General features: G+C 56.6%; 21 protein-coding genes and 1 pseudogene. 13 read left to right on the forward strand and 9 right to left on the reverse strand.

Annotated elements, in window-relative coordinates; all coding sequences use genetic code 11:
• The first annotated feature begins 1 nt into the window (after position 1).
• The 10 genes from AC2FLZ_RS03910 (at position 2) to AC2FLZ_RS03955 (ending at position 10,265) form a co-directional block, all read left to right on the forward strand.
• Positions 2-955 (forward strand): aminotransferase class IV, encoded by a 954-nt coding sequence (locus tag AC2FLZ_RS03910; protein WP_496881865.1) that lies wholly within the window; start codon positions 2-4, stop codon positions 953-955.
• Positions 952-2,496: a choline-sulfatase gene (betC, locus tag AC2FLZ_RS03915; protein WP_496881828.1), complete on the forward strand. Its 1,545-nt coding sequence runs from the start codon at positions 952-954 to the stop codon at positions 2,494-2,496. The genes AC2FLZ_RS03910 and betC overlap by 4 nt, the downstream gene beginning before the upstream one ends.
• A complete protein-coding gene (gene dapA, locus AC2FLZ_RS03920; RefSeq protein WP_496881829.1) occupies positions 2,493-3,383 on the forward strand; it encodes a 4-hydroxy-tetrahydrodipicolinate synthase in 891 nt (296 codons plus the stop codon). Before betC ends, dapA begins: the two co-directional genes overlap by 4 nt.
• 67 nt (positions 3,384-3,450) lie before the next feature.
• Positions 3,451-4,704: an NAD(P)/FAD-dependent oxidoreductase gene (locus AC2FLZ_RS03925; protein ID WP_496881830.1), complete on the forward strand. Its 1,254-nt coding sequence runs from the start codon at positions 3,451-3,453 to the stop codon at positions 4,702-4,704.
• Positions 4,705-4,724: 20 nt separating this feature from the next.
• Positions 4,725-5,426 carry an SDR family oxidoreductase gene (locus AC2FLZ_RS03930; RefSeq protein ID WP_480623383.1) on the forward strand — a complete coding sequence of 234 codons (702 nt, stop codon included), beginning with the start codon at positions 4,725-4,727 and terminating at the stop codon, positions 5,424-5,426.
• Between the two features lie 10 nt (positions 5,427-5,436).
• Positions 5,437-6,915: an aldehyde dehydrogenase family protein gene (locus tag AC2FLZ_RS03935; RefSeq protein ID WP_496881831.1), complete on the forward strand. Its 1,479-nt coding sequence runs from the start codon at positions 5,437-5,439 to the stop codon at positions 6,913-6,915.
• A 2-nt stretch (positions 6,916-6,917) separates the two neighbouring features.
• Positions 6,918-7,715, forward strand: a complete 798-nt coding sequence (locus tag AC2FLZ_RS03940; protein ID WP_496881832.1) for a pyrroline-5-carboxylate reductase — start codon at positions 6,918-6,920, stop codon at positions 7,713-7,715.
• Positions 7,712-8,473, forward strand: a complete 762-nt coding sequence (locus tag AC2FLZ_RS03945) for an SDR family NAD(P)-dependent oxidoreductase (RefSeq protein WP_496881833.1) — start codon at positions 7,712-7,714, stop codon at positions 8,471-8,473. The genes AC2FLZ_RS03940 and AC2FLZ_RS03945 overlap by 4 nt, the downstream gene beginning before the upstream one ends.
• Positions 8,473-9,228: an SDR family NAD(P)-dependent oxidoreductase gene (locus AC2FLZ_RS03950; RefSeq protein ID WP_496881834.1), complete on the forward strand. Its 756-nt coding sequence runs from the start codon at positions 8,473-8,475 to the stop codon at positions 9,226-9,228. The genes AC2FLZ_RS03945 and AC2FLZ_RS03950 overlap by 1 nt, the downstream gene beginning before the upstream one ends.
• Positions 9,229-9,248: 20 nt before the next feature.
• The gene (locus AC2FLZ_RS03955; protein ID WP_496881835.1) at positions 9,249-10,265 is read left to right on the forward strand and encodes a proline racemase family protein; all 1,017 of its coding nucleotides are present in this window, start codon (positions 9,249-9,251) and stop codon (positions 10,263-10,265) included.
• A gap of 28 nt (positions 10,266-10,293) precedes the next feature.
• Here AC2FLZ_RS03955 and AC2FLZ_RS03960 read toward each other — a convergent pair.
• Positions 10,294-10,978 (reverse strand): annotated as a pseudogene (locus AC2FLZ_RS03960) (IS6 family transposase); the annotation flags it as partial.
• A gap of 373 nt (positions 10,979-11,351) precedes the next feature.
• Between AC2FLZ_RS03960 and AC2FLZ_RS03965 the strand changes: the two are divergent.
• Positions 11,352-11,582 carry a hypothetical protein gene (locus AC2FLZ_RS03965; RefSeq protein ID WP_480495238.1) on the forward strand — a complete coding sequence of 77 codons (231 nt, stop codon included), beginning with the start codon at positions 11,352-11,354 and terminating at the stop codon, positions 11,580-11,582.
• 118 nt (positions 11,583-11,700) lie between these two features.
• The gene (locus tag AC2FLZ_RS03970; protein ID WP_496881836.1) at positions 11,701-11,868 is read left to right on the forward strand and encodes a hypothetical protein; all 168 of its coding nucleotides are present in this window, start codon (positions 11,701-11,703) and stop codon (positions 11,866-11,868) included.
• A 231-nt stretch (positions 11,869-12,099) separates the two neighbouring features.
• Here the strand turns inward: AC2FLZ_RS03970 and AC2FLZ_RS03975 are convergent, their stop codons facing one another.
• Positions 12,100-14,598: a hypothetical protein gene (locus AC2FLZ_RS03975; RefSeq protein WP_496881837.1), complete on the reverse strand. Its 2,499-nt coding sequence runs from the start codon at positions 14,596-14,598 to the stop codon at positions 12,100-12,102.
• A 343-nt stretch (positions 14,599-14,941) separates the two neighbouring features.
• Complete coding sequence (locus AC2FLZ_RS03980) at positions 14,942-16,999, reverse strand: DEAD/DEAH box helicase (RefSeq protein ID WP_496881838.1); 2,058 nt, start codon at positions 16,997-16,999, stop codon at positions 14,942-14,944.
• 483 nt (positions 17,000-17,482) lie between these two features.
• Here AC2FLZ_RS03980 and AC2FLZ_RS03985 point away from each other — a divergent pair, with 483 nt between their 5' ends.
• Positions 17,483-17,740 carry a hypothetical protein gene (locus tag AC2FLZ_RS03985; RefSeq protein WP_496881839.1) on the forward strand — a complete coding sequence of 86 codons (258 nt, stop codon included), beginning with the start codon at positions 17,483-17,485 and terminating at the stop codon, positions 17,738-17,740.
• Between the two features lie 29 nt (positions 17,741-17,769).
• Here the strand turns inward: AC2FLZ_RS03985 and AC2FLZ_RS03990 are convergent, their stop codons facing one another.
• From AC2FLZ_RS03990 to AC2FLZ_RS04015, 6 genes are all read right to left on the reverse strand, one after another.
• Positions 17,770-17,991, reverse strand: a complete 222-nt coding sequence (locus AC2FLZ_RS03990; RefSeq protein ID WP_480520747.1) for a hypothetical protein — start codon at positions 17,989-17,991, stop codon at positions 17,770-17,772.
• 160 nt (positions 17,992-18,151) lie between these two features.
• Positions 18,152-18,553, reverse strand: coding sequence for a hypothetical protein (locus AC2FLZ_RS03995; RefSeq protein ID WP_480520745.1), 402 nt, complete (start codon positions 18,551-18,553; stop codon positions 18,152-18,154).
• Positions 18,550-19,263, reverse strand: a complete 714-nt coding sequence (locus tag AC2FLZ_RS04000; RefSeq protein ID WP_480520743.1) for an ABC transporter ATP-binding protein — start codon at positions 19,261-19,263, stop codon at positions 18,550-18,552. Before AC2FLZ_RS04000 ends, AC2FLZ_RS03995 begins: the two co-directional genes overlap by 4 nt.
• 4 nt (positions 19,264-19,267) lie before the next feature.
• Positions 19,268-20,404: an ABC transporter permease gene (locus AC2FLZ_RS04005; protein ID WP_496881840.1), complete on the reverse strand. Its 1,137-nt coding sequence runs from the start codon at positions 20,402-20,404 to the stop codon at positions 19,268-19,270.
• Positions 20,401-21,555 (reverse strand): efflux RND transporter periplasmic adaptor subunit, encoded by a 1,155-nt coding sequence (locus AC2FLZ_RS04010; protein WP_496822243.1) that lies wholly within the window; start codon positions 21,553-21,555, stop codon positions 20,401-20,403. Before AC2FLZ_RS04010 ends, AC2FLZ_RS04005 begins: the two co-directional genes overlap by 4 nt.
• Positions 21,552-22,166 carry a TetR/AcrR family transcriptional regulator gene (locus AC2FLZ_RS04015; protein ID WP_496808241.1) on the reverse strand — a complete coding sequence of 205 codons (615 nt, stop codon included), beginning with the start codon at positions 22,164-22,166 and terminating at the stop codon, positions 21,552-21,554. The genes AC2FLZ_RS04010 and AC2FLZ_RS04015 overlap by 4 nt, the downstream gene beginning before the upstream one ends.
• Positions 22,167-22,256 lie beyond the last annotated feature (90 nt).

Genomic DNA, 22,256 nt, shown 5'->3' on the forward strand with positions numbered 1-22,256 from the left:
GATGGATTCTCACGACATATCCACCCACGACGCCGAAGTGGACGCACGCAATGATGCGCTTCAGATCTACGTAAATGGCGAGCTTGTGCCCAAGGAAGAGGCCAGCGTCTCTGTTTATGACAGCGGCTTCATGCTGGGCGATGGCATGTGGGAAGGTTTGCGATTGTATGATGGCGAATGGGCCTTTTTCGACGAACATATGGACCGACTCTTCAATTCACTCAAATCGGTCTCGATCGATATCGGCATGGGCCCCGAGGACATACGGGGCATTCTGGATCAGACGGCAGCGGCCAATGGCATGATCTCCGACGCCCATTGCCGTCTGATGATCACACGCGGTCGCAAGGCGAAACCGTTTCAGCACCCGGGCCTCAGCAGGTTCGGCCCAACGATTGTTGCGATTATTGAACACTCCAAACCCGCTGAGGGTCTGCAATCGCAGGGTATCCGGCTGGCCACCGTGCCGCAGGTCCGGGGGTTGCCGACCAGCCAGGACCCGAAGTTCAATAGCCATTCCAAGCTCAATTGCGTGATCGCCTGTCTTCAGGCGGAGCAGGCCGGCGCGGATGAGGGTCTGATGCTGGACCCGCATGGGTTTGTGAACACCACCAACGCCTGCAATTTCTTTATCGTCCGGCGAGGCGAAGTTTGGACATCGACCGGGGACTACTGCATGAACGGTGTAACCCGCGCCAAGGTCATCTCGCTGTGCCGCCAGAATGACATTCCGGCCTTTGAAAAAAACTTCTCGGTATACGAGGCCTATGGCGCGGATGAGGCGTTTCTGACCGGCACGTTCGGGGCGCAGACGCCTGTAGCCTCAATCGATGGCAAAACGATTGGTGATGAAGGCGGCGCAGGTCCGGTCACTCGGCAAATCCGAGAACTCTACAAAGATCTAGTCGCCAATAACGTGGCAACCCAGAAATCCCAGCGCGGACGATCGTCATGAAACCAAACATCATCCTGTTCATGGTCGACCAATTGACCTCGTTCGTGCTGAATGCCTATGGGGGAACGGTCTGCAAAACGCCCAATATCGACGCGCTTGCCGCGCGTGGCAAGGTTTTTGAGAACGCCTATTGCCCCTATCCCTTATGTGCACCGTCGCGTTTCGGCATGATGGCCGGACGGCTGCCGTCGCGCATCGGGGCCTATGATAATGGGGCCGAATTCACCGCGTCCACACCGACCTTCGCCCACTATCTGCGGCTGAACGGCTACTATACCTGCATCTCGGGCAAGATGCATTTCGTGGGCCCGGACCAGTATCACGGGTTCGAGGAACGGTTGACCACCGAGATTTACCCAGCCGACATGTCCTGGACGCCGGATGCGGATTTCCGCGATTTCAACAAGGATGAAGAACGCGCCTATACTTTTGGCGTCTCGACCATCGACACAGTGCGCGACGCAGGCCCGGTCGCCCGTTCGATGCAGATCGACTACGACGAGGATGTTGTTCACCACGCGGTGCGAGAGCTTTACACCCGAGCCCGCAGCGACGATGACCGCCCGTTCATGATGACGGTTTCACTGACTCATCCGCACGATCCTTATGTGATTACCCGAGACTATTGGGACAGGTACGATGACGCACACATCGACGCGCCACGCGTGCCACATATCCCAGTCGATCAGCGCGACGCGCACAGCCAATCGCTCTACTACCACTATGGTCAGGACAAGTGCGAACTGAGCGATGCCGATTATCGCAATGCCCGGCGCGGGTATTACGGCATGATCTCATATGTGGATGATCTGTTCGGTCGGCTGATGCAGGCGCTGGAGGACAGTGGCTACGCAGACAACACAGTTGTAATGTTCGCCTCGGATCACGGCGACATGATCGGCGAGCGCGGGATGTGGTTTAAGAAAACCCTGTTCAACCCCGCGATTCAGGTACCGTTGATCATTGCCCATCCCGAACACGCTCCGGGTCGCGTTTCTGCCCCGGTATCGCTGTTGGATATCTTTCCAACCCTCCTCGATATCAGTGGCGTGCCCGCCAAGGATATAAGGACACCGCTTGACGGGCGCAGCCTGTTGCCAGCGCTGCGCGGAGAGCCCCAGTGCGGTCCGGTTTTTTCCGAACATATCGACGGCGGCACGTCAGCCCCGCGTGTCTGCATCCGCGACGGTGAGAAAAAACTGATACTCTCGCGCGCCTATCCGCCACAATTCTATGACCTGTCCAACGACCCGCTGGAACAGACAAACATCGCGGGGCAGGGCGATCCTGACGAGGCACGCCTAACCCAACTGGCCGAGGAGACCTGGCCGCTGGACACTTTGCTGGACGACGTCGTGGCCAGCCAGGTGGCCCGCAAGCTGATCGACACTGCACTGTCTACAGGGCGTGAGGAAATTTGGGATTTTACACCGCGTCCCCTGACCCAGAACACCAACTATGTCCGTCGGGGCGACGCGTTTCCAACCGTCGAGCGGCGTGGATACCTCTACTACAACAAATCACAGGACTCTGACCAATGAGCTACAACGTGAAACTCTCTGGCATCATGCCAGCCCTGGTGACGCCGTTTGGCGACGATAGCAAGATCGATTTCGGCGCGTTCGAAAAGCTGCTGTCGCATCTCCGCGAGGCTGGCGTCACAGGTTGGGCCCCAAATGGTTCAACTGGTGAGTACTTCTCGCAGAGTAATGAAGAACGCCGAGCCGTCCTGCAATTCGTCAAAGACTTTGCCAACGACGGCGAAATCCTGATCGCAGGAACAAATGCCCCTGCAACGCGTGAGGTGATCGCGCAAACGGCGATGGCCAAGGAAATCGGCTATGACACCGTGCTGCTTGCGCCGCCATTCTATACACGCCCGACGCAGGACGAACTGATCCGGCATTATGAAACCGTACTGGAGGAGGTGGATGTCAATCTGGTTCTCTACAGCTATCCGGCAAAGGATGGCGCGGATATCAGCTTTGAGCTCATGGATCATTTCGCCGACAATCCACGCGTGATCGGTATTAAGGAAAGTTCGGGTGTGTTGCAACGCGCCGTCGACATTGCCAGCCGGTATGAGGGCAAAATTCAGCTGATCTCGGGTTCGGACGACATTGCGTTAGACTTCATGTTCTGGGGCGCGGATAGCTGGATCTGCGGACCGTCGAACTGCATGGCCCGGGCCTGCTGCGATCTGGACCGTGCCTATCGGTCAGGGGATTTGAACACGGCGCGCGAGATGATGAAGAAGCTCTATCGTGCCATGAATATCCTTGAGTCCGGCAAGTTCGTTCAAAAGATCAAATACGGCTGCGAACTTCAGGGTTTGTCGATGGGCGAATGTCGCGCACCTCTTGGGCCGCTGACGGATGAGGAAAAGGCAGACATGCGCGCGGCGATGGAGCCGATCCTGAACTGGTAGTCCCTTCCCGGGTGCGCTTGGCTACATGCCGTTTGCGCCCGGTCGTCCATCAAGTCTGCGAACTGCGATGCCCCAGACCGAACAACAGTTTGACACTGCCATCATCGGCGCCGGTATCATCGGTGCTGCGCTTGGCTATGAGCTTCAGAAACGGGGGCACAGGGTGGCCCTCATTGATCGTGGGGTGCCCGGACACGGTGCGTCTTTCGGCAATATGGCCTCGATCGCCGTGACCGAATTTATGCCGGTGTCGCGCCCTTCGGTCTGGATGCAAACACCGCGTTGGCTTTTGGACCCCGAAGGACCCATACGCGTGGCTCCGGCTTATGCTCCACGTCTTGTCCCGTGGTTCCTACGGTTCTTCAGGGCTGGTTTCCCATCGCGGCTGCGGCAGTTGGAGGCGAACGGAGCGGCGTTGTGCAAACGTGCATTGCCAGATATGCAGACCCTGATGGCCGAAATCGGCCTTGCGGATGATGTCAGCAAAGCCGGGTGCTTGTCACTTTATGCCAATGATCAGGAGTTTGAGGCAGATCGCGAGCGGCTGGATATGCTTGACCGGTACGGTTTCGATTATGAGGTGATCGGCGGCAATCGGTTGCGCGAACTGGAGCCAGACATTGCTCCGGTCATTCAAAAAGCGGTCCTGTTGCCGGATAACCGGACTGTTCGAAATCCGTTCGACATCGTGTCCCGGCTTGCTGAGATTATTGCAGCCAGGGGCGGACAGATCGTTCGGGGCGATGTTATCGGGTTTGAGGCAACGGGCGAAGAAAAGACCGTGTGTCTTGGTGACGGCGCTCGTTTGCGTGCGAAACATGTGGTCATCTGTGCTGGGGCTTTTTCGGCCCGTCTGTCCAAAATGCTGGGTGAACCGCTGCCATTGGAGACAGAGCGTGGCTATCACACGCAGATCATGTCTCCGGGGGTCACACTGGGCCATTCGATCATCTGGCCTGCCAAGGCGTTCATGGTGAGCCCGACTGCCGGTGGAATTCGTATTGGCGGAACCGTCGAGATGGCGGGTCTTGAGGCCGCGCCCAATTATAGCCGCGCCAGGATCACTGTCGCGCGGGCACGTCTGGCGCTACCGGGGTTATCTCTTGATGAAACATCCGAATGGATGGGACACCGGCCGGCCTTGCCGGATACGATCCCGGTGATGTCAACCTCAGGCAAGATGCCGGGGGTGTTCTATTCCACGGGACATGGACATCTGGGTCTGACCTATGCTGCGACTGCGGCCCGGTTGATGGGGCAGCACATTTCCGGAGAGATACCCGATGTCGATCTGCACCCCTATAGGGTCGACCGATTTTAATTTGAAAACAGGAGCGGACCATGACCGAAAAGATATGTCTTATCATTGGCGGTGGGCGCGGAATGGGCGCAGCCACGGCGCGCGAAATGCACGCGCGGGGATACAATCTGGCGCTTATGTCACCATCGGAGTCCTGCGAGTTACTGGCTCAGGAGCTGGGCAGCGTTGCCCACCGAGGTAAGGCCGAAAACGCAGAGGATACGCAGGCGGTCTTTGACCTTGCCATGGCCACCTTTGGGCGCATCGACGCTTGCCTGATCCATGTGGGTGGCCCGCCTAAAGGAGATCTGCTTGAAATCCCGGAAGAGGACTGGGATCGCGCCCATGAGATGGTTCTGAAACCGGTCATCCGCATGGCGAAGCTGCTGGCGCCGGTGATGGAGGCGCAGGGTGGTGGCTCAATCGTCAACATCACAACCTTTTCAGCATTTGAGCCATCTCTGACCTTTCCGACCTCCAGCGTCTACCGCGTTGGTGTCTCCAGCTTTACCAAGCAATTCTCGGACCGGTATGGCCCGGCCAATATCCGCATGAACTGCCTGCTGCCCGGTTTCACCGACAGCCTCGACTTGCCGCATAAATTCGCCGAGATGTCGGCCCTTGGCCGTCTGGCTCGGGCCGAGGAACAGGCCAAAGCGGCTGCGTTTCTGCTGAGTGACGACAGCAGCTACATCACCGGTCAATCTCTGCGCGTCGACGGCGGCGTCACCCGGCATATGTAAAGGAAACGCCATGCGGGACAAACTGTTTATCAACAACGAATGGGTTGCTGCCGCCTCTGGCGAGGTGTTCGACGTGGTGGACCCATCGAACAATGTGGTCGTGCACAAAGTCGCCAAAGGTGGTCCAGCCGATGTCGACGCGGCGGTCAAAGCGGCCCGTACGGCTTTTGACACCGGCCCCTGGCCAAAACTTTGCGGTGCCGAGCGCGCCACTGTTTTGCGCAAGATGGGCGACGAAATCGCTGCGCGCACGGATGAGCTGGCCCGGATGGAGGTGATGGATAACGGCAAACCCCTACCCGAGGCGGTGTGGGATATCGAAGACACGGCCGGAGTCTTTCACTTCTATGCGGATCTGGCGGAACGTCTGGACAATAATGCCGAAGAACAAATTCCTTTGGGCATGGAGGGGTTCACCTCAAAGGCTGTGAAGGAACCTATTGGGGTGGCGGGTGCGATCATCCCGTGGAATTTTCCGATGCTGATGGCCTCGTGGAAAGTGGCCCCAGCGTTGGCCGCAGGGTGTACGGTTGTGCTTAAACCCTCGGAGATCACACCGCTGACAGCGCTTGAGCTTGGGGATATTGCACTTAAGGCAGGTCTGCCTGCCGGAGCATTGAACATCGTCACCGGTTTCGGCCCGGATGCAGGCGCGCGGCTGGCTGAACACCCGGATGTGGACAAGCTTGCTTTTACCGGATCGGTGCCAACCGGATCGCGCATCATGGCGGCAGCGGCGCAGAATGTGAAAACCATCTCACTGGAACTGGGCGGCAAATCGCCTTTGATTGTGTTTGCAGATACGCCCATCGAAGAAGCCGTCGAGTGGATCATGTTTGGTATCTTCTGGAACCAGGGTGAGGTGTGCTCGGCCACCTCGCGTGTGCTGGTCGAGGCTCCGATCTATGATGCGGTGATGTCTCGGCTGGTTGAAGAGGCTGGCAAGATCAAGATTGGCCATGGGCTGGAGGATGGCGTGTTGCTAGGCCCGCAGGTCAACAAAGTACAGCAAGGGAAAATTCTGGCCGCGATCGAGAAGGGCAAGGCCGAGGGTGCCCGGCTGGTCTGTGGCGGTGGCGTTCCCGAAGGGTTCGAGCAGGGCTGCTATGTTGAACCCACCATCTTTGCCGATGCGCCACTGGACGGGCATGTATGGAATGAAGAGATATTTGGACCAGTGGTCTGTGTCCGCTCCTTCACCACAGAAGAGGAAGCGGTCGAGCTTGCCAATGCGTCTGAATTCGGTCTGGCCGCAGCCGTCATGTCCGCCGATACCGACCGCGCTGAGCGGGTTGCCCGGGCCTTTCAGGCTGGCATTGTCTGGATCAACTGCTCGCAACCGACCTTCACAGAAGCGCCTTGGGGCGGATACAAAAAATCGGGCATCGGGCGGGAACTGGGAGTTTGGGGCCTGAACAACTACCTCGAAACCAAACAAATCACGTCTTATGACCGCTCTAAACCCTGGGGTTGGTATATCAAGGAGTAGGGATGCGACTTGGCTTCATCGGAACTGGCGTCATAACCGAAGCGGTGGTGACCGGATTGCTGGCGTCAGATGTTGATGTAACTGCAATCCACGTCACCGAACGCAATCGCACCATCTCGGCGCGGTTGGCAGCGGTGAGTGAAAAGGTGCAGGTCTGCACAGACGCGCAGGCCGTTGTTGATGGGTCCGATCTGGTGTTTCTGGCTATCCGCCCGCAGGACGCGCAGGCGGTGCTATCGTCCTTTCGATTTGCCGAGGGGCAGCATGTTTGCAGCCTGATCGCTACGGTGACCCACGAGGCTCTGCAAGACTGGATCGGCACGTCTGTGCGCCTGTTCCGTGCAATTCCTTTGCCCTCGGTCGCCCATCATCGTGGCGTGACGGTTCTGTTTCCGCATGACCCGGTTGGCGAAGCGCTGTTTGGCCCGCTGGGGGCCGTGGTCAGCGCCCGAACAGTGGAAGAGTTTGATGCTTTCGCCGCTGCAAGTGCTGTGATGGGAACGTATTTTGGTTTTCTGGGTGCTGTCTCAGACTGGATGCAATCCAATGGGATTGGGCGGGTGGATGCGCAACACTATCTGAGCGGAGTTTTTTCCGGATTGGCGCATACCGCAATGGAAGATCGCGACAAACCTTATGAATTGCTGCGGGTCGAACACTCGACGCCCGCAGGACTGAATGCGCAACTGTTCGAGGTTTTTGCAAATGCAGGTGGCCCCGAGGCTTTGAAAGCGGGGCTCGACATCGTATTGCTACGGCTGAGCAATGCGCGCCAAGCGACCGAGGGAGTGGCGGATTGACTCGTTCTCTGCAAGATAAAACCGTTCTGTTGACAGGGGCCACCGGGTCCATTGGCCAGGCTATCGCACGCGAATTGGCAACAGTGGGTGCACGTGTTTTGCTGCACTATCACAGCAACGTGGCCCGTGCCGAGGCGTTGGCAACAGAGATTGGGCAAGGGGCGAGTGCACTTGCCGCTGATCTGTCCGACCCTTTGGGGCCAAATGCGCTGTGGGAAGCCGCCGAAACCCAAGCAGGTCGGATAGATGCGCTAATCAATAACGCGGGCATTCTAACGGCTTCATCCGTGGATGATCCTTTAGAGTCTTGGCATCGGGTCTGGCATGGCGATCTTCAGGTCAACCTGATGGCCACCGCTGATCTGAGCCGCGCGGCCATTCGGCATTTCCGGGCGCAGGGCGGCGGGCGGATCATCAACATGGCGTCGCGCGCAGGGCAGGGCGGATATCGGGCCGAGGCGATGTCTTATGGCGCGACCAAAGCGGCCCTGATCAACCTGACCCAAAGCATCGCGCGAGGCTTCGGCGCCGACGGGATTACGGCGGTGGCTATTGCGCCGGGTTGGGTGCGGTCCGAGATGTCCGAGGATTTCATCCACACGCATGGCGAAGCGGCTGCCCTTTCGGGCATCCCGCTGGGTCAGATGGCCAAGCCGGAGGAAATTGCCGAACTAGTAGCCTTTGTTCTTCGGCCCTCGCAGGCTTCGCTTACAGGTGCGGTTCTGGATATAAATGGCGCAAGTCAGATGAGGTCATGATGCAGCGTTTTGAAGGAAAATCTGTTGTCGTCACCGGTGGAGCAGGGGGTATTGGCACCGCGATCTGTCAGCGGTTTGCAGATGAAGGGGCTTTGGTTTGTGTCGCCGATGCAAATTTGACCAGGGCGGAAACCGTCGCCGGGAACATACAGGCGGCTGGAGGTCAGGCGGAAGCCCAAGCGTTTGACCTAACCGATCCTGCAAAGATTCGGGACTTTGTCCGGGACTGGACTTGCGCAGGGCGCAGGATAGACGTGTTGTGCAACAATGCCGGGCTGATGCGGCGGGGCGCTTTGATGGAACTGTCTGCTGAAGACTGGCAACAAACCTTCGCCGTCAATGTCGATGCACTATTTCATGTGTGTCAGGCCGTCATCCCGGTGATGCAGGGTCAGGGTGGTGGGGCTATCGTCAATACGGCATCACAATGGGGGATTCACCCGGCGCCAGGCCATATCGCCTATAACACTGCCAAGGCGGCTGTTGTTGCTTTCACCCAGAACCTTGCTCGCGACTATGCGCCGGACAATATTCGCGTGAATGGCGTTGCCCCGGGCGAAGTCCGGACGCCGATGCTGGAAAGCAATCTGGCACGGTCGGGGCGCAGTCTTGCCGATCTGAACGCACTTGTGCCGTTTGGCCGGATTGGAGAGCCAGATGAGATTGCCGCCCTCATCGCTTTTCTGGCCTCGGACGAGGCGCAATATCTCTGTGGCTCGATGGTGGAATTCACCGGTGCGCAGGCTGTGGCTTAGAAAACGGAAAGGACAAACTCATGCGCTGGTCCCGAATTCTACAAACGGTCGACGTGCATTGCGCCGGCGAAATCGGCCGTGTCGTGACCGGAGGAGTGCTGGACATTCCCGGGGCAACCATGGCCGATAAGCTGGATCATTTGAACAAGGTCGATGACAGCCTGCGCCAGCTCTTGTGCTCGGAACCGCGTTCGGCCCCGGCCGGGTCTTTTTGTTTGCTGGTCCCGCCTTGCGACCCTGCGGCAGACATTGGGTTCATCGTGCTGCAACCTGATCAGGCCCATGCGATGTCGGGATCCAATGCAATGTGTGCAGTCACGGCCCTGCTTGAAACGGGCATGATCCCTATGGTCGAGCCCGAAACAACCGTGACGCTGGATACCGCTGCTGGTCTGGTGCGCGCGGTGGCCCGTTGTTCCAACGGGAAGGTGACCAAAGTGTCGCTGGATATGCCGCCTTCATTTGTTGCCAAGAAGGACAGTGAAATCGATACCCCGGACTGGGGGAAAATCCGCTATGATCTGTGTTTTGGAGGAGTATTCTATGCACTGGTGGATGTGGACCAGATCGGGTTGTCGATCACTCCGGGCAACGCCCGCGAGCTTGCCACGCGCGGAGTCGCCCTACGTAATATGATCGCCGAAACCGAAGATGCGCCGCATCCGACCACTCCGGCTCTGAACGGTCTGGCCTATGTCATGTTCCGGTCAACGGACTCGGATGGTGCGGTGCGGACCTGCACAACGCTGCGCCCTGGGCGCGCTGACCGATCGCCTTGCGGCACTGGATCGAACGCCAACATGGCGGTGCGTCATGCGGCAGGATTGGCATCACCGGGCGACATTGTGGTGTCGCGTTCGATCATCGGAGGTGAGTTCACCACCGAGCTTTTGGACATCACCAACGTGGGATCATATGCGGCGATCCGGAACCGAGTGTCGGGGCAGTGCTGGATCTACGGGTTAACCCAGATCGGCTTGGATCCGACCGACCCTTTCCCTCAGGGTTTTCGTCTATCAGACACTTGGGGCGGTTAGATTGGAAGTTGCAAGGAACTTTCGGACTTCAAGCAGCTTGAGTGGCAGCATTCCAGACGTCAAGTGCCTCGAGGCGGTGACATCGGATTGTTAAGGCGGAGCGGCGGCGAGAGGGAACACAGAAATAACTCCGAATGGCTGAATGGGTTGCTATGAACCTCTGTAAACCTCCTGAAGAGCGATGGGCTTGCATCGACCGTTCCCTCTTTTGGAAAGGGAGGTGGCTGTTCTCGGCTCGATTGTTCAAGCCTTTGAGCGACCAGTGATCCAACTCCTGCGCCAGCTGCGCTTGGCGGTACCATATGAACGCAGTTTGTCAGTGATGATCCGCTTGGGAAGGAAACCAAGACGCTTAAGAAGGCTGCGCAACATCCGATTGCCCGCCCGTTTGCCCTATTTCGGCTGGAGGACTTCGTCCAACACGAGGCCATGCTGATCGACTGCGCGCCAAAGCCGATACTTGCGATCTGAGATTCTCACCTCAACTTCATCCAGATGCCAGATCTCACCTGAACGCTTCTGTCTCTGCCGCAGGTTTCGAGCTACCGCCGGCCCAAACTTGATGACCCGATGCAGGACCGTCTCGTATGATGCACTGATCCCGCTCTGCGCAGCATCGCTTTAACTTCCCGGAAGCTCAGGTTGCAGCGAACGTACAGCCATACCGCGTGCGCGAATATCAGGTGGAAACTGGTGGCGCTTGTAACTGATCGACGATGACTTCATCGACGTCACCTACGTCCAACTGCGGGCAAGAGCAACAAAACACAGTTAACGTGACAACACCCCCCGTACCGTCCGGCGCCATCGGGTAGTCAGAAGTCGGGTGACCTAAAAAACAGCAGTGGTCTTTGTCATGGACACCACGATATCCACGGAGCGGTATATCCGCGCTACCCTTGCAGCACTGCAGGAGGTTTATCGAGAGGCCGCGGGATCAGCGGGGCAGCAGACGCGATCAGTTTCGGGCTTGTCGGCTATCGTGACCGCCTCGAGGCAGCTCCGGGCCTTGGGTATGACCTTCGGACTTTCGCGGACCTTCAGCAGGGCCTTGACGTTGACAACTTCCTGAGTGGCATCGATCAGATGCAAGAAGCGGAATCCAGCAGCAAGAATTTTCGCGAAGACAGCTATCGCGGTATTGAATACGCATTGGAAGACATGGACTGGAGCGACTTTGGGCGTCGGCTTATCGTACTGGTTACAGATGCAGGTCCTCGCGAATTCGATGATCAGTATTCTACCACGGGGCTGAGCGCCGAAAGTCTGAACCGGATTATCCGTGAGCGCATAACCTGGAAGAAGCATTGCAGATGATTGTCGACCAGGCCGAGCGGAACGTCGTGAACCCTGATCATTTCTTTGCACAGGTTCTTGGAGATGCCGCAGAGCTGATCAGGTATCACGCCAATCAGACCCAAGCCTTGCCGAAGTTGTGGCGTTGGACGAATACCTGCCTGACCTGTCCTATAAGTCTCAGATCATGATTATCACTGAGGATGATTTGGTGCGCCTTCCGATTTCAGAACAGCAAACCATCGTGAACGGGCTGTATGACAAGATCGAACGGTACCGGTGGTACAACGAGTCGACCGATCAATAGGTTGATTACCTCTGGGCCGGGCCGCAGGCAGGAAACTTGCTGTACCCGATGTTGTTGGATGAGCTGCCATAATCCCAGAGGTTTTGCCGCGAAGTTTTTGCTCGAGCGAAACCCTCCAAAGCGGTTTCTAGATCATTTGACCATGCACCTAGCGGGCGATGGGTTCCTTTTCTGGCCAAACGATTTGAAAGAAGTGCTTTGCCGCACCGCGCAGATCGAAAAGGGCCAAGCTCAATCCGGCAACCCAGCTTTCCGAAGATCTCCGACAAACCTGTCAAGATTGCTTTGTTGCAGGTTTTCGAATGCCAGACAGACACGGGAACAGGTCATGTCAGGGCGTTTTTCTTGGCTCTGTCCAATTATTCGTCTCGCCTCGTCTGTGGCTTTCTGCCGTATCAGTATCGCCGCCAGCACATAACGGCCGAATGGATCAACCGATTTGCCCTCCAATGCCGTTCTCGCACAAGTTTCGGCCTGGCTAAAGCGGTCGAGAAAGTAAAGGCAAAAGGCCTTAGCCAACAATTTCACCTTGAAATAAGGACCCGATGGTCCAAACCGGGTTGCGGTCTCGAAATGCGATAGCGCTAGCTTTGCTTGCCCGTTTGCGAGATGCGCATATCCAAGAACCAAGTGAGCGTTTGCCGCGCTTGGGTTGAGGCTGACGGCAAGCTGTGCCTCCGCAATAGCGGCATCGTGTTTGTTGAACTGCGTGTAGGCACGGGCAAGACTGGCATGCGCAAAACTGCTTTGTTCATCCAACGCCACAGCGCGCTCTGCGTGATAAAGTGCGCGTTCTCTGGCCTCATTTCGATTATCGACCCGTACGAAGAACAGTTTCCGAAGCTCGGCATTTGCCATCACCGCGTGCGCAAGTGCATAGTCTGGTGCGATATCAATTGTTCTGTTTAGAATATCCCTTGCCTTCTGAGTATCTTCATCTGTGAATTTGAACAGATGCCACAGTGCTTTTTGAACGCTGTCCCATACGTTGACTTCGCCACGTTTTAGCCGCGCTTGCTCACGCACGTCGAACCTTAACTCCCAATCTATGTGCCCCACAACGGCTGATGCGATCTCCTCCTGCAAGGAAAAGACATCTTCTGTCTTGTGATCCAGGCGATCGGCCCAAAGATCATGCCCGGTCGATGTATCTACCAGATGGGCAGTTACGCGAACGCGCTGATCGTCATAACGGACGGTGCCCTCAACCAAATAGTGAGCCCCGAGACGTTGCGCGATCTCTTCTCCGAGCAAAGAAGCATCCTTGAGGAGCTTGGTGGAGGAAGGTGAGACGACTGACAGCCAATCCACTTTGGCAAGTTCGGTCACGAGTTCATGGTTGATGCCAGCCACAAATCCGTTGGTGTCGCTTTGTCCACTAATGCAGTCAAACGGCAGCACCGCAATGACCGGCTTCTGTGGCGTCGGTAGCTGGGTAACCATCTGATCATACAGTCGGTCTTTTTCGGCGGGAGGTTTGGTTATTGGTGCAAGTGTTTCGGCCTCAGGTCGAGGTTCGGTCAAAGGTTCCAGCGTTGTTGGAAAACGGAACACAGGTCCGTGCCTGGGCCATTCAACATTGTTGAGCGTCATGTAGTCTTTGAGATTGTGAGCTGCATACAAGAATGCGTGGCTGCGCGCACCGACGCTGAGGTTCTTATGTGCGAAATTCAGTCCCACTGCGACACGGGCCAGCAAGTATTGGCTTTCCATAAAGCTGAGCCGGTGGCTTTCGTGGCGCTCAACCCAACTCATAGCGCCTCGCCGCAGAGTTCTGACAAACTCGACGATGCCGACGTCATCCTGCCAAAGCCCTAATGTGTGGTGTTTTGAATGAAAGAGGCCAAGGTCATCAAGGATAGCATCCCATTGGGCAGGTACACAATTTCCGCGCCGCGCCAAGAGGTATGCCAACTCGAAATAGGCATGATCATAAAATAAGAACTGCTTGTCTTCGTACAGTGCCAAATCGATTAGAAAATAATCTGGATCGCGGCTTTTGTGCGCTTGAACCAGTACATTGTAGCCATGCAGATCCCCGTGCACTCGACCTTTTGCTGCTCTTACGCTCAACCGGCTTGGAAGATGCTCGTCACAGGCAAAAGCCAGTGGGTTCGGGTACCAATGTCCTTCAAACATCAGACAACGTTCATTCGGGTCATGACCGCAAATACCCGAAAGAAAGTGATGAAGCCGACCTAGCTTAGGATCCAATCTATAGCCGAGCCATCCCGAAAGCAGATCCCGAGGCGATTGCAAACCAGGCGCCATGCTGTAATCAACGTTCCAGTCATCAAGCAGGCTTGTCGACAGCCGCTCAAGTACGTTCAAGGCCAGTTCGTAGCCGCAATCGTTCCAGGGAAGTGAGTATTCAAGCCCTTGAGCCACAACGGTGGAAAGTATCGTAATCTTACCGTCGTATTCCAAAGAGTGGACGATGCGCGCCAAATGCCTTGATCCAAACGCGGGAACTGCTTCGAACGCCTCCCGATGCCTTTGGTTTTCGGCCTTTTCATTCCATTCCGGATCGGGAAGAGCGTCAAACTTAAGAATGGCCTGGCCGCTGAACGCGTCGCATGTAATGTCGACAATATAAACAAGGGCTCCGGACTTACCGGCACTTAGCTGACGGTGAAAATAAATTTCATCCTCTACTGACCACTTGTCAGCAACCAGTGGCAAAAGCTCGATAAACGCTTCAGGCCATGAGAGATCATTATTAGCGGGCACTAACTACACTCCGCAGAAGTGTGGCCAAGGGTTGTGTAAATCTTTAAAGCGGCACCGTTTTGTGACATGATACACAAACAATTGTGTGAACCAAGGCGCTAAAGCTGACCGGTCAGAGCGTTCTGCGCGACGGATGACCTTGCCAATTGAGCCCGAAGGGCTGCAACACACATGAAAGTCCGCCTTGCGAAGAAACATCGATGCGCATTTGAACGCGATCCATGTCTGCTCTTGGCCGTCCGTGTCCTTCGCCCTCAAGCGGATTGGGTGGAAGGATTAAGGACCGCCTAGGACGATGCGCCACTGTACCGGTGTCCTTGATGAATGTCTCTTGCCCGAGCGCTCAGTTTCTCTTTGAAGGCTTGCGGAAAGGCCTTGCTTCTCCGCCCTTGCCGTTTTTGCTTTTTGAACGCGGAGCTTTCGAGTCTTTGGTGTCGGTCTTGAAACGCGCCTTTTGTGCTTTCAGAGATTTGGATGTGTCAGAAGCGTTCTTATCTTGCTTTTGTCGCTTCTTATCCATTGCGACGGGCTGTGGTTTAGCCTTTCCGCGCTCACGCGTCGGTCGCGCTTGCGGAGCCGAGTCCCGTTTTTTCTTGTCTTCGCTTGCTTGTCTGTTCGACGTACCTGCCGCAGATTTTCCTTTGCTCTTAGGGCGCTCGGATGCAGTCCGGACATCTTGGTCAGAACGTTCGGAGCCAGGCACAGCTTTCCACGGTTTGCCTGAATCAAGCGCTCGGGATTTGGCGGGCTCGACCGATGATTGTGGGGCTGCAGGCGGTCCTTTGGGCGAGGCATCGAAATCTGGGGTGCCCACCAGCTCGGTCAACGTCGCACCTTGTTCTATGATGAGATCAGCGCCCAGTTCTTGTTTCATTGCGGGCACAGCATCATTGGCGATCTCGACAAAGGTCTCTTGATACTGAACGCGGATTGCGCCGATAGCGTCTTTGGACAAACCCGCGTTGCGGCACAGCATTGGCAGCAACCAACGCGGCTCCGCACGCTGTTTGCGTCCCAAAGAAAGTGAGAACCATGTGCTTGGCCCAAACGCCGCGCGCCGATCAGTGTCGCGTTTTCCAGACTCTGGTGCCGTTCCAAGGATCTCGGGTGCCGAGTGGCGCTCTCGGTAGAGGCGCATATAGGCTGCGGCGATCTGCTCGGGAGTTCTTCCGCTGAGCAGCCGCTCGGCAAAAGCCGTTTCCTCAGCACTTGGCGGCTCATCCAGGGCGGGATTGGAAATGATGCGTTCCTCTTCCCGTTTAAACACCTCATCGGCTGAGGGTGGTGCGCCCCATTCGGCCTCCAGCTTGGCGGTTTTCAGCAATCGTTGTGCCTTTGAACGCTGCCGAGCCGGCACGATCAGAATGGATGTTCCCTTGCGTCCGGCACGGCCTGTCCGTCCAGAGCGATGCAACAAAGTTTCCGCATTTGAGGGCAGATCCGCATGGATCACCAACTCCAACCCTGGAAGATCAATGCCGCGGGCGGCCACGTCGGTCGCAACGCAAACCTGCGCGCGCCCGTCACGCAGGGCTTGCATCGCGTTGGTGCGCTCTGCCTGACTGAGTTCCCCTGACAGTGAGACGACAGAAAACCCCCGATTGGAAAGTTTCGCGGTCAGGCGCGCCACCATAGACCGGGTGTTGGCGAACACAATCGTGGTTTGAACGTCGTGATAACACAGCAAATTGATGATCGCTTTTTCAATATCCGACGGAGCTACGTTCAAGGCACTATAGGTTATATCCGAATGCTGGACATCTGCGCTTCCGACCTTGATCCGCTGCGCACCCTCTTTCTGGTAGGTCCGGGCAAGCCTGGCAATGCCTCGTGGAACAGTGGCAGAGAACATCAGGGTGCGCCGGTTTTCGGGCGTTTGATCAAGGATGTATTCAAGATCTTCGGCGAACCCCATGTCCAGCATTTCATCGGCTTCGTCGAGGACGACGGTCCGCAGATCGCTCAGGTCGATCACCCCACGTGTGATATGATCGCGCAGCCGCCCAGGTGTGGCGACTACGACATGTGCGCCGCGTTCAAGCGCCCTGCGCTCTGTGCGCGCATCCATACCACCGACAGCCGATGCAGTAACGATCCCGGCTTCGGCAAACAGCCAGTCGAATTCTCTCCGCACTTGCAGAGCCAGTTCGCGCGTGGGTGCGATGACCACGGCCAAAGGCGCTGCTGGTCGGTCAAAACGGCCGTGCTTGTCGAGAAGTTCTTCCGCCATCGCCAGCCCGAAGCCCACGGTCTTGCCGGAACCGGTTTGCGCAGAGACAAGCAGATCTTTTCCTGCCAGCGCTTCATCTGACACAGCCTCTTGTACAGGCGTCAAGTTGCTATAGCCTTTTTGGGACAGAGCTGCGGACAGGGTTTTCGGGAGGGCAGAGAAATCATTCATAGGTCACCAATTGCCGGGAAAGATCTGGCGATAGTGGTTTTTGGTTCAGATGTATAGCCCGTAACGCGCGCCCGAATGCGTCAAGGATATGTCGCAAGCTTTTGTGTCTGGATTGACGATCATGCAGATTCCGGCTTGGACCTGTTACCGTCGTTAAGCGATTGACACCCGTGCCGCCACCTATCACAGATTTGGGTCGACACCATTAGTGCCGCGGCCTTGTTGACCGCCGAATGATAGTGGTTGAGCGATGACGCGAGGCGAGAATAGGTACTTAACACGATTTCACGCACCTTTTTTGCCCGGGCGACAGACGGGTAGTAGGCCTGATTATCTTTGCTTTGCGGGAAATAGCCTGTGCTTTGCCACCTGTTTTTTCAGTGGCTTGTGTTTCCACGGGCCAATCTAGGTTCTGGACCCTTTAAATCGGTTGCCATGACTTAGACTGCTTGGTTCAAGTGATCAGCCCCACTTGTGCTGCCAGTGGTTGATGGGCTCAAGTTTCAGTCTCAAGCAAAACCCGATGGCCTGGCGTCGCTCGGGTGGAACTGGCGGTTCGAGAAACCCGTCTTCGCAGGTGACACGATCCGGGCTGATCTGATCGTCGTCTCAAAACGCATTACGACATCGGGAAAACGCGGGATCATTGAATTTCAGTTTGATGTTTTCTATCAAGATGATCTGAGAGTTCAGCAGGGAACCAATGAGTTGATCTTTGATCTGCACCTTCATCAAGATTGATGTGCGGACATGTCGACATCTCGGATGTGTCAAACTTTTTGAGCGGCCAGAAGCAGCGACTTACCGGGCACACCTATCCCGCAATCTCGGCAAATAGCCGATAGCCAGACCTCGTGGTATAAAAAAAGCCGCTTCGCGATTATTTTGGCGACCGCGATCCCGTTGGTTTTGCAGATCTCGATCAGTGGCGCGATGACTGCCGCAGGTATTTCTTCCATGAAGAGCTTGGTTGAGCGCTTCAGTTGGGCCATTACTCTGAGAGGACGGTGATCAGGAACGCGGTACACCATCTCAATGACCGAGAGCCGAACAGAGCGGTCATGTATTCATTGTCCAGGCCCTGTCCCATGTGTGAAGCGACGTTGGATTTCACCAAATATTCTACGGCCGGGAAATCAGGGTCTGCCAGGGTCAATCCGTTCGCAAGATATGTATCCAAGCCACAACAGAAATGGCTAACCAGACACCCGCGCGAAGGGTCATCGCACCAACCGTGCGCATCTCGTAGGCGTTGCCTTGCAACACATGAACGCCGAAGGCCAGGAAAACCAGAACGGTGGCTACCAGAATGCCTGTTGATATCCAGGCCGCTGACCGGTGCCGAAGAAACAGCCCAATACCGGCCACGACATAGGCGAACCCCGCCAGAAAGTTGAACCACAGCACGAAGGGCACCGCATCGCCAACGGCGGTGCGTGCTTCCTCGCCACCAAACAAGGCCCACCCGCCTGAGAATACGGTCAACGCGCCGAAGACTAATGCTACGCTTGCCGCTACTTTCAGGGCGCGGTTGCCAAGGGTCGCATTTCTCATGTCACGCCCCCTTCCGTTCCATCAAGTAGGCCGTCGCGCAGGTGGAACAGCTTGTCGAACCGGTCATAAATCTTTTCATCATGCGTCACAGCAATGATGCAGGCGTCTTGCTCAGCCGCGAGCTTGCGCATCAAGTCCATCACGATCCCGGCCCGCTGGCTGTCAAGCGCCGCAGTTGGTTCATCTGCCAGAATGATGCGCGGGCTGTTGGCAAGGGCGCGTGCGATGGCCACACGCTGCGCCTCACCTCCGGACAGAAGCGCGGGCATCGCATCCCTGCGGTGACCGACCTCCAGATAGTCCAGCAGTTCGATAGCGCGCCTTTGCGCTTCGACCGTCGATTTTCCAGCCAATTTCAGCACCAGGGCAACGTTATCTTTGGCATCGAGAAATGGCAGAAGATTATGGAACTGAAAGATAAACCCGATCTTGTCGAGCCGTAGCTTGCGCAGATCGTTTCGCAGCCATTGCTTGTCGTAAACCACCTCATTGTCCAGCGTAACCTTCCCCGTACTCGGAGCAATGATGCAGCCAATGACATTCAGAAGCGTCGTTTTACCCGATCCAGACGGGCCGAGTAGTGCCACGACTTCACCTGCCTGGACTGACAGATCAACACCCTTCAATGCGTCGACGCGAGCATCACCTTCGCCAAAGTGCTTGGAGACATTGGTAACATCTACAATCACGCGGCGCGGATCATTGAGCATGACGTCACCCTCCGATTGCCGTGGCCGGATCGACCTTGAGTGCGGCACGAACGCCAAGGCCGCTGGCGACGATGCAGACAACGAGGATGATCCCTGCCAAAGCGACGGCGTTGATCGGCTCCAACACAACCCGGCGGGGGAAGTAGTCCTTGACTAGCAGGATAAGGATCAGGCCGAAACTCCAGCCAACCGCACCAAGTGCAATGGATTGCTGCACGATCAGCCCGATGATCGTGCGGTCGGGGGCGCCGATCAGTTTGAGTGTGGCGATCTGCTTTAGCTTTTCCATGGTCATCGTGTAGATAATTAGCGCGATTACAACGGCTGAAACGGACAATAGAATGCCCAGAAACAAACCTATCTGCCGCTTTGCTCGATCCACCACAGACATTAGCAAGATAGACTCCTGATCGGCTTGTGTCAGGGCCCCAAGATGTTTCCATTGGCGCACCGACTGCGCCACTTCTTGCGGGTCTGCAAGCGGTTCAAGCCGCGCGATCACGGCCGCAACGCTGTCCTGACTTTCGAGCAACCCCGCGCCTCGTGCCTGCTGAATGCGTTGCGCCGACGGGGCCAGTTGCGTCTGTAGCACCTGCGCATCGCGTAAAGTGATGAACGCAGCCGGATCACCGGCGGAATTCATCGTATCCTCGACCAACCCGACCACAGTGAAAGCATCGCGGCCCAGTCGGATCACATCACCGACGGACAGTCCGGATTTGGCGTCTGCCACGATTTCGAAATGCGACTGGTTGATCCCACGCCCTACCGTGATTGCTTCGGGTCCACCGGGGTGACCTGGCTCGTATCCGATCACGTACAGGCGTAACGTTTCGCCGCGAAAGGGCGCCTCGACGGTTTGGTATGTGATGCTGCCCGCTTCGGCCACACCATGCAATCGCCCCACGGCATCACGGGTGCCGTCGGGAATTTTTGAGGCTTCTGCAAACGGCCCGCGTGTACCAGATTCAACAATCCAAAGATCTGCTCGCGGTGCTTTGACAATATTCAGCGCGTCTGCGACCAGCCCATTGTAAATACCAATCATTGCCAGCACGACCGCCATCAGAAGGCTGAGGCCGAGGCAAGTCAGAATGAAGCGGAACAGATTGTGACGCACATCGCGGTAGGCGAGGTTCATGGCGCATCCCTCTCGACGACCCGAACCATGCGCCCTTCAGACAGCCCTTTAACGGGTGCCAAGATGACCTGCGAGCCATCGGGAATACCACTAACCAGCTCGACCCGCGCATCCTCGGTCCGGTGCCCGAAAAATGCCGACACCTGATGCGCACGCCCATCCTGCACGACCCAGATACGACCTTTATGCCCATCAAAACCGGTTATTGCGATCTCTGGAACCAACATCGCTTCGACCAGCTCTGTCACTGTGATCCAAACTTCGGCCTGTTCGCCGAGAAAAACCTGTTCCGGGCACCGATTGCATGCAATCCAGACCCGGCGTTCTTCGTTCACCCGGTCGCTTTCTATACCGATCCGCGCGATCTTGCCGGTGAAGACCTTGTGCGGCAAAGACCGCAACCTCACTTCGGCAACTTGTCCGAGTTGCAGGCCCCCGGCCCGCTCCTCATCAATGTAGGCCAATGCCCAGACAGTGTTCGGGTCCACAAGAGTAAAGATAGGTTCACCAGCGACAACAACAGTACCTGCTTCGACATGACGCTCAACAACGACCGCGTCAAACGGTGCCCGCAACACATGATGATCAAGCAGTACACGCTCGTATTGCAGAACTGCCTTGGCGTCATTGTGCATGGATTGGGCAACCTCAACATCACTTTCTGCGACGGCCAGATCAGCGGCTGCAACATCGACATCCCGCTGCGCTTCTTCCGCAGTCTGAGTCGAGACGGCGTTGCGCCCGGCAAGTTCCTGCTGGCGCGCATTTGTCGACTGCCGCTGCGCAAGAATGGCACGCGCGCGGATCACATTTGCCTCAGCCTTGCCCAAGGTGGCCTCTGCGGCGGCAACCCCCGCTTTGGCGCGCGCGACTTTTGCTTGTTGTTCCGTCGGATGAAGCCGGGCAAGGACCTGCTCCGCTTTGATCGTATCTCCACTGTCGACCGAAAGTTCTGTCAGCGTGGCACCAACTTCAAATCCGACATCTGAGACGATCCGGGCCTCGACCGTACCCAGCCCATAAACACGTACAGGGACATTCTTTTCAATTGCGGCCGCGGAAACACTGATCGGGCACTCTGTAAGGACAAACCTGCCAAAGACGGCGAGGACGACAACAAGGCTGACACCCAGGATGATACGGCGGTTCATGGCGAAACCTCTGTACTTGCTATTCGGAATAGCCGCATCTGAGCATCGAGCAATCGGCGTCCTTCGGATTCCAATGCGAAGCCGCGTTTCCCCAAAGTCCAGCGGATCGCCAACCCTTGCACCAGCGAGACCAACAGTAGCGCTCCGTCTTCAGGCGGCAGGTCTGTGTCGAACAGGCCCGCTTTCTGCCCGTTGGTCAGCTCGATGGACAGCAATCCGACCAATTCAGTCATCAGCGTAAGAACAGATTGCCGGAGATCGTCGTTTTCGACCTGTAGCTCGCGCGAGAACAGAATGGACGGGATGGCCGGCATAGTCTCGATCTGGTGCAATTGTGCCAAGATCAGCGCTTTGATCCGATCTGCCGGATCGGCGGATGTCCTAAGCGCGTCACCCCATGCGGTTCGGAGGCGTTCAGAAATCTCTGCTGCCACCGCCAACCATAAATCCTGTTTGGTCGCGAAATGCCGGAAGATTGCGGGCTGCGTCAGCCCGACTGTATCAGCAACCGACTGCGTGGTCAGGCGATCTGGGCCCAACTCGTCCGCGAGACGCAGCATTGCCTGTACGATCTCGGTCTTGCGTTCATCTGCGGGCTTGCGTGCAGGCATTGGACATCATTTTGTTAGTGAGTAATAACTAACTAACTAAGACGAGATACACTTGCCGTCAAGCGCACCTGCATTTGATTTCTGCATCGG

The organism is Ruegeria sp. YKSF131 (genome assembly GCF_059612645.1).

Excerpts from the sequence above, each read along its gene's own strand:
- AC2FLZ_RS03940 (WP_496881832.1), top strand. The coding sequence starts at position 6,918 with ATGCGACTTGGCTTCATCGGAACTGGCGTCATAACCGAAGCGGTGGTG.
- AC2FLZ_RS04005 (WP_496881840.1), bottom strand. The coding sequence starts at position 20,404 with ATGAACCTCGCCTACCGCGATGTGCGTCACAATCTGTTCCGCTTCATT.
- AC2FLZ_RS03965 (WP_480495238.1), top strand. The coding sequence starts at position 11,352 with ATGCAAGAAGCGGAATCCAGCAGCAAGAATTTTCGCGAAGACAGCTAT.
- AC2FLZ_RS03990 (WP_480520747.1), bottom strand. The coding sequence starts at position 17,991 with ATGGCCCAACTGAAGCGCTCAACCAAGCTCTTCATGGAAGAAATACCT.
- AC2FLZ_RS03995 (WP_480520745.1), bottom strand. The coding sequence starts at position 18,553 with ATGAGAAATGCGACCCTTGGCAACCGCGCCCTGAAAGTAGCGGCAAGC.
- betC (WP_496881828.1), top strand. The coding sequence starts at position 952 with ATGAAACCAAACATCATCCTGTTCATGGTCGACCAATTGACCTCGTTC.
- AC2FLZ_RS04015 (WP_496808241.1), bottom strand. The coding sequence starts at position 22,166 with ATGCCTGCACGCAAGCCCGCAGATGAACGCAAGACCGAGATCGTACAG.
- dapA (WP_496881829.1), top strand. The coding sequence starts at position 2,493 with ATGAGCTACAACGTGAAACTCTCTGGCATCATGCCAGCCCTGGTGACG.
- AC2FLZ_RS03925 (WP_496881830.1), top strand. The coding sequence starts at position 3,451 with ATGCCCCAGACCGAACAACAGTTTGACACTGCCATCATCGGCGCCGGT.
- AC2FLZ_RS04010 (WP_496822243.1), bottom strand. The coding sequence starts at position 21,555 with ATGAACCGCCGTATCATCCTGGGTGTCAGCCTTGTTGTCGTCCTCGCC.
- AC2FLZ_RS03980 (WP_496881838.1), bottom strand. The coding sequence starts at position 16,999 with ATGAATGATTTCTCTGCCCTCCCGAAAACCCTGTCCGCAGCTCTGTCC.
- AC2FLZ_RS03930 (WP_480623383.1), top strand. The coding sequence starts at position 4,725 with ATGACCGAAAAGATATGTCTTATCATTGGCGGTGGGCGCGGAATGGGC.
- AC2FLZ_RS03935 (WP_496881831.1), top strand. The coding sequence starts at position 5,437 with ATGCGGGACAAACTGTTTATCAACAACGAATGGGTTGCTGCCGCCTCT.
- AC2FLZ_RS04000 (WP_480520743.1), bottom strand. The coding sequence starts at position 19,263 with ATGCTCAATGATCCGCGCCGCGTGATTGTAGATGTTACCAATGTCTCC.
- AC2FLZ_RS03950 (WP_496881834.1), top strand. The coding sequence starts at position 8,473 with ATGCAGCGTTTTGAAGGAAAATCTGTTGTCGTCACCGGTGGAGCAGGG.
- AC2FLZ_RS03910 (WP_496881865.1), top strand. The coding sequence starts at position 2 with ATGGATTCTCACGACATATCCACCCACGACGCCGAAGTGGACGCACGC.
- AC2FLZ_RS03955 (WP_496881835.1), top strand. The coding sequence starts at position 9,249 with ATGCGCTGGTCCCGAATTCTACAAACGGTCGACGTGCATTGCGCCGGC.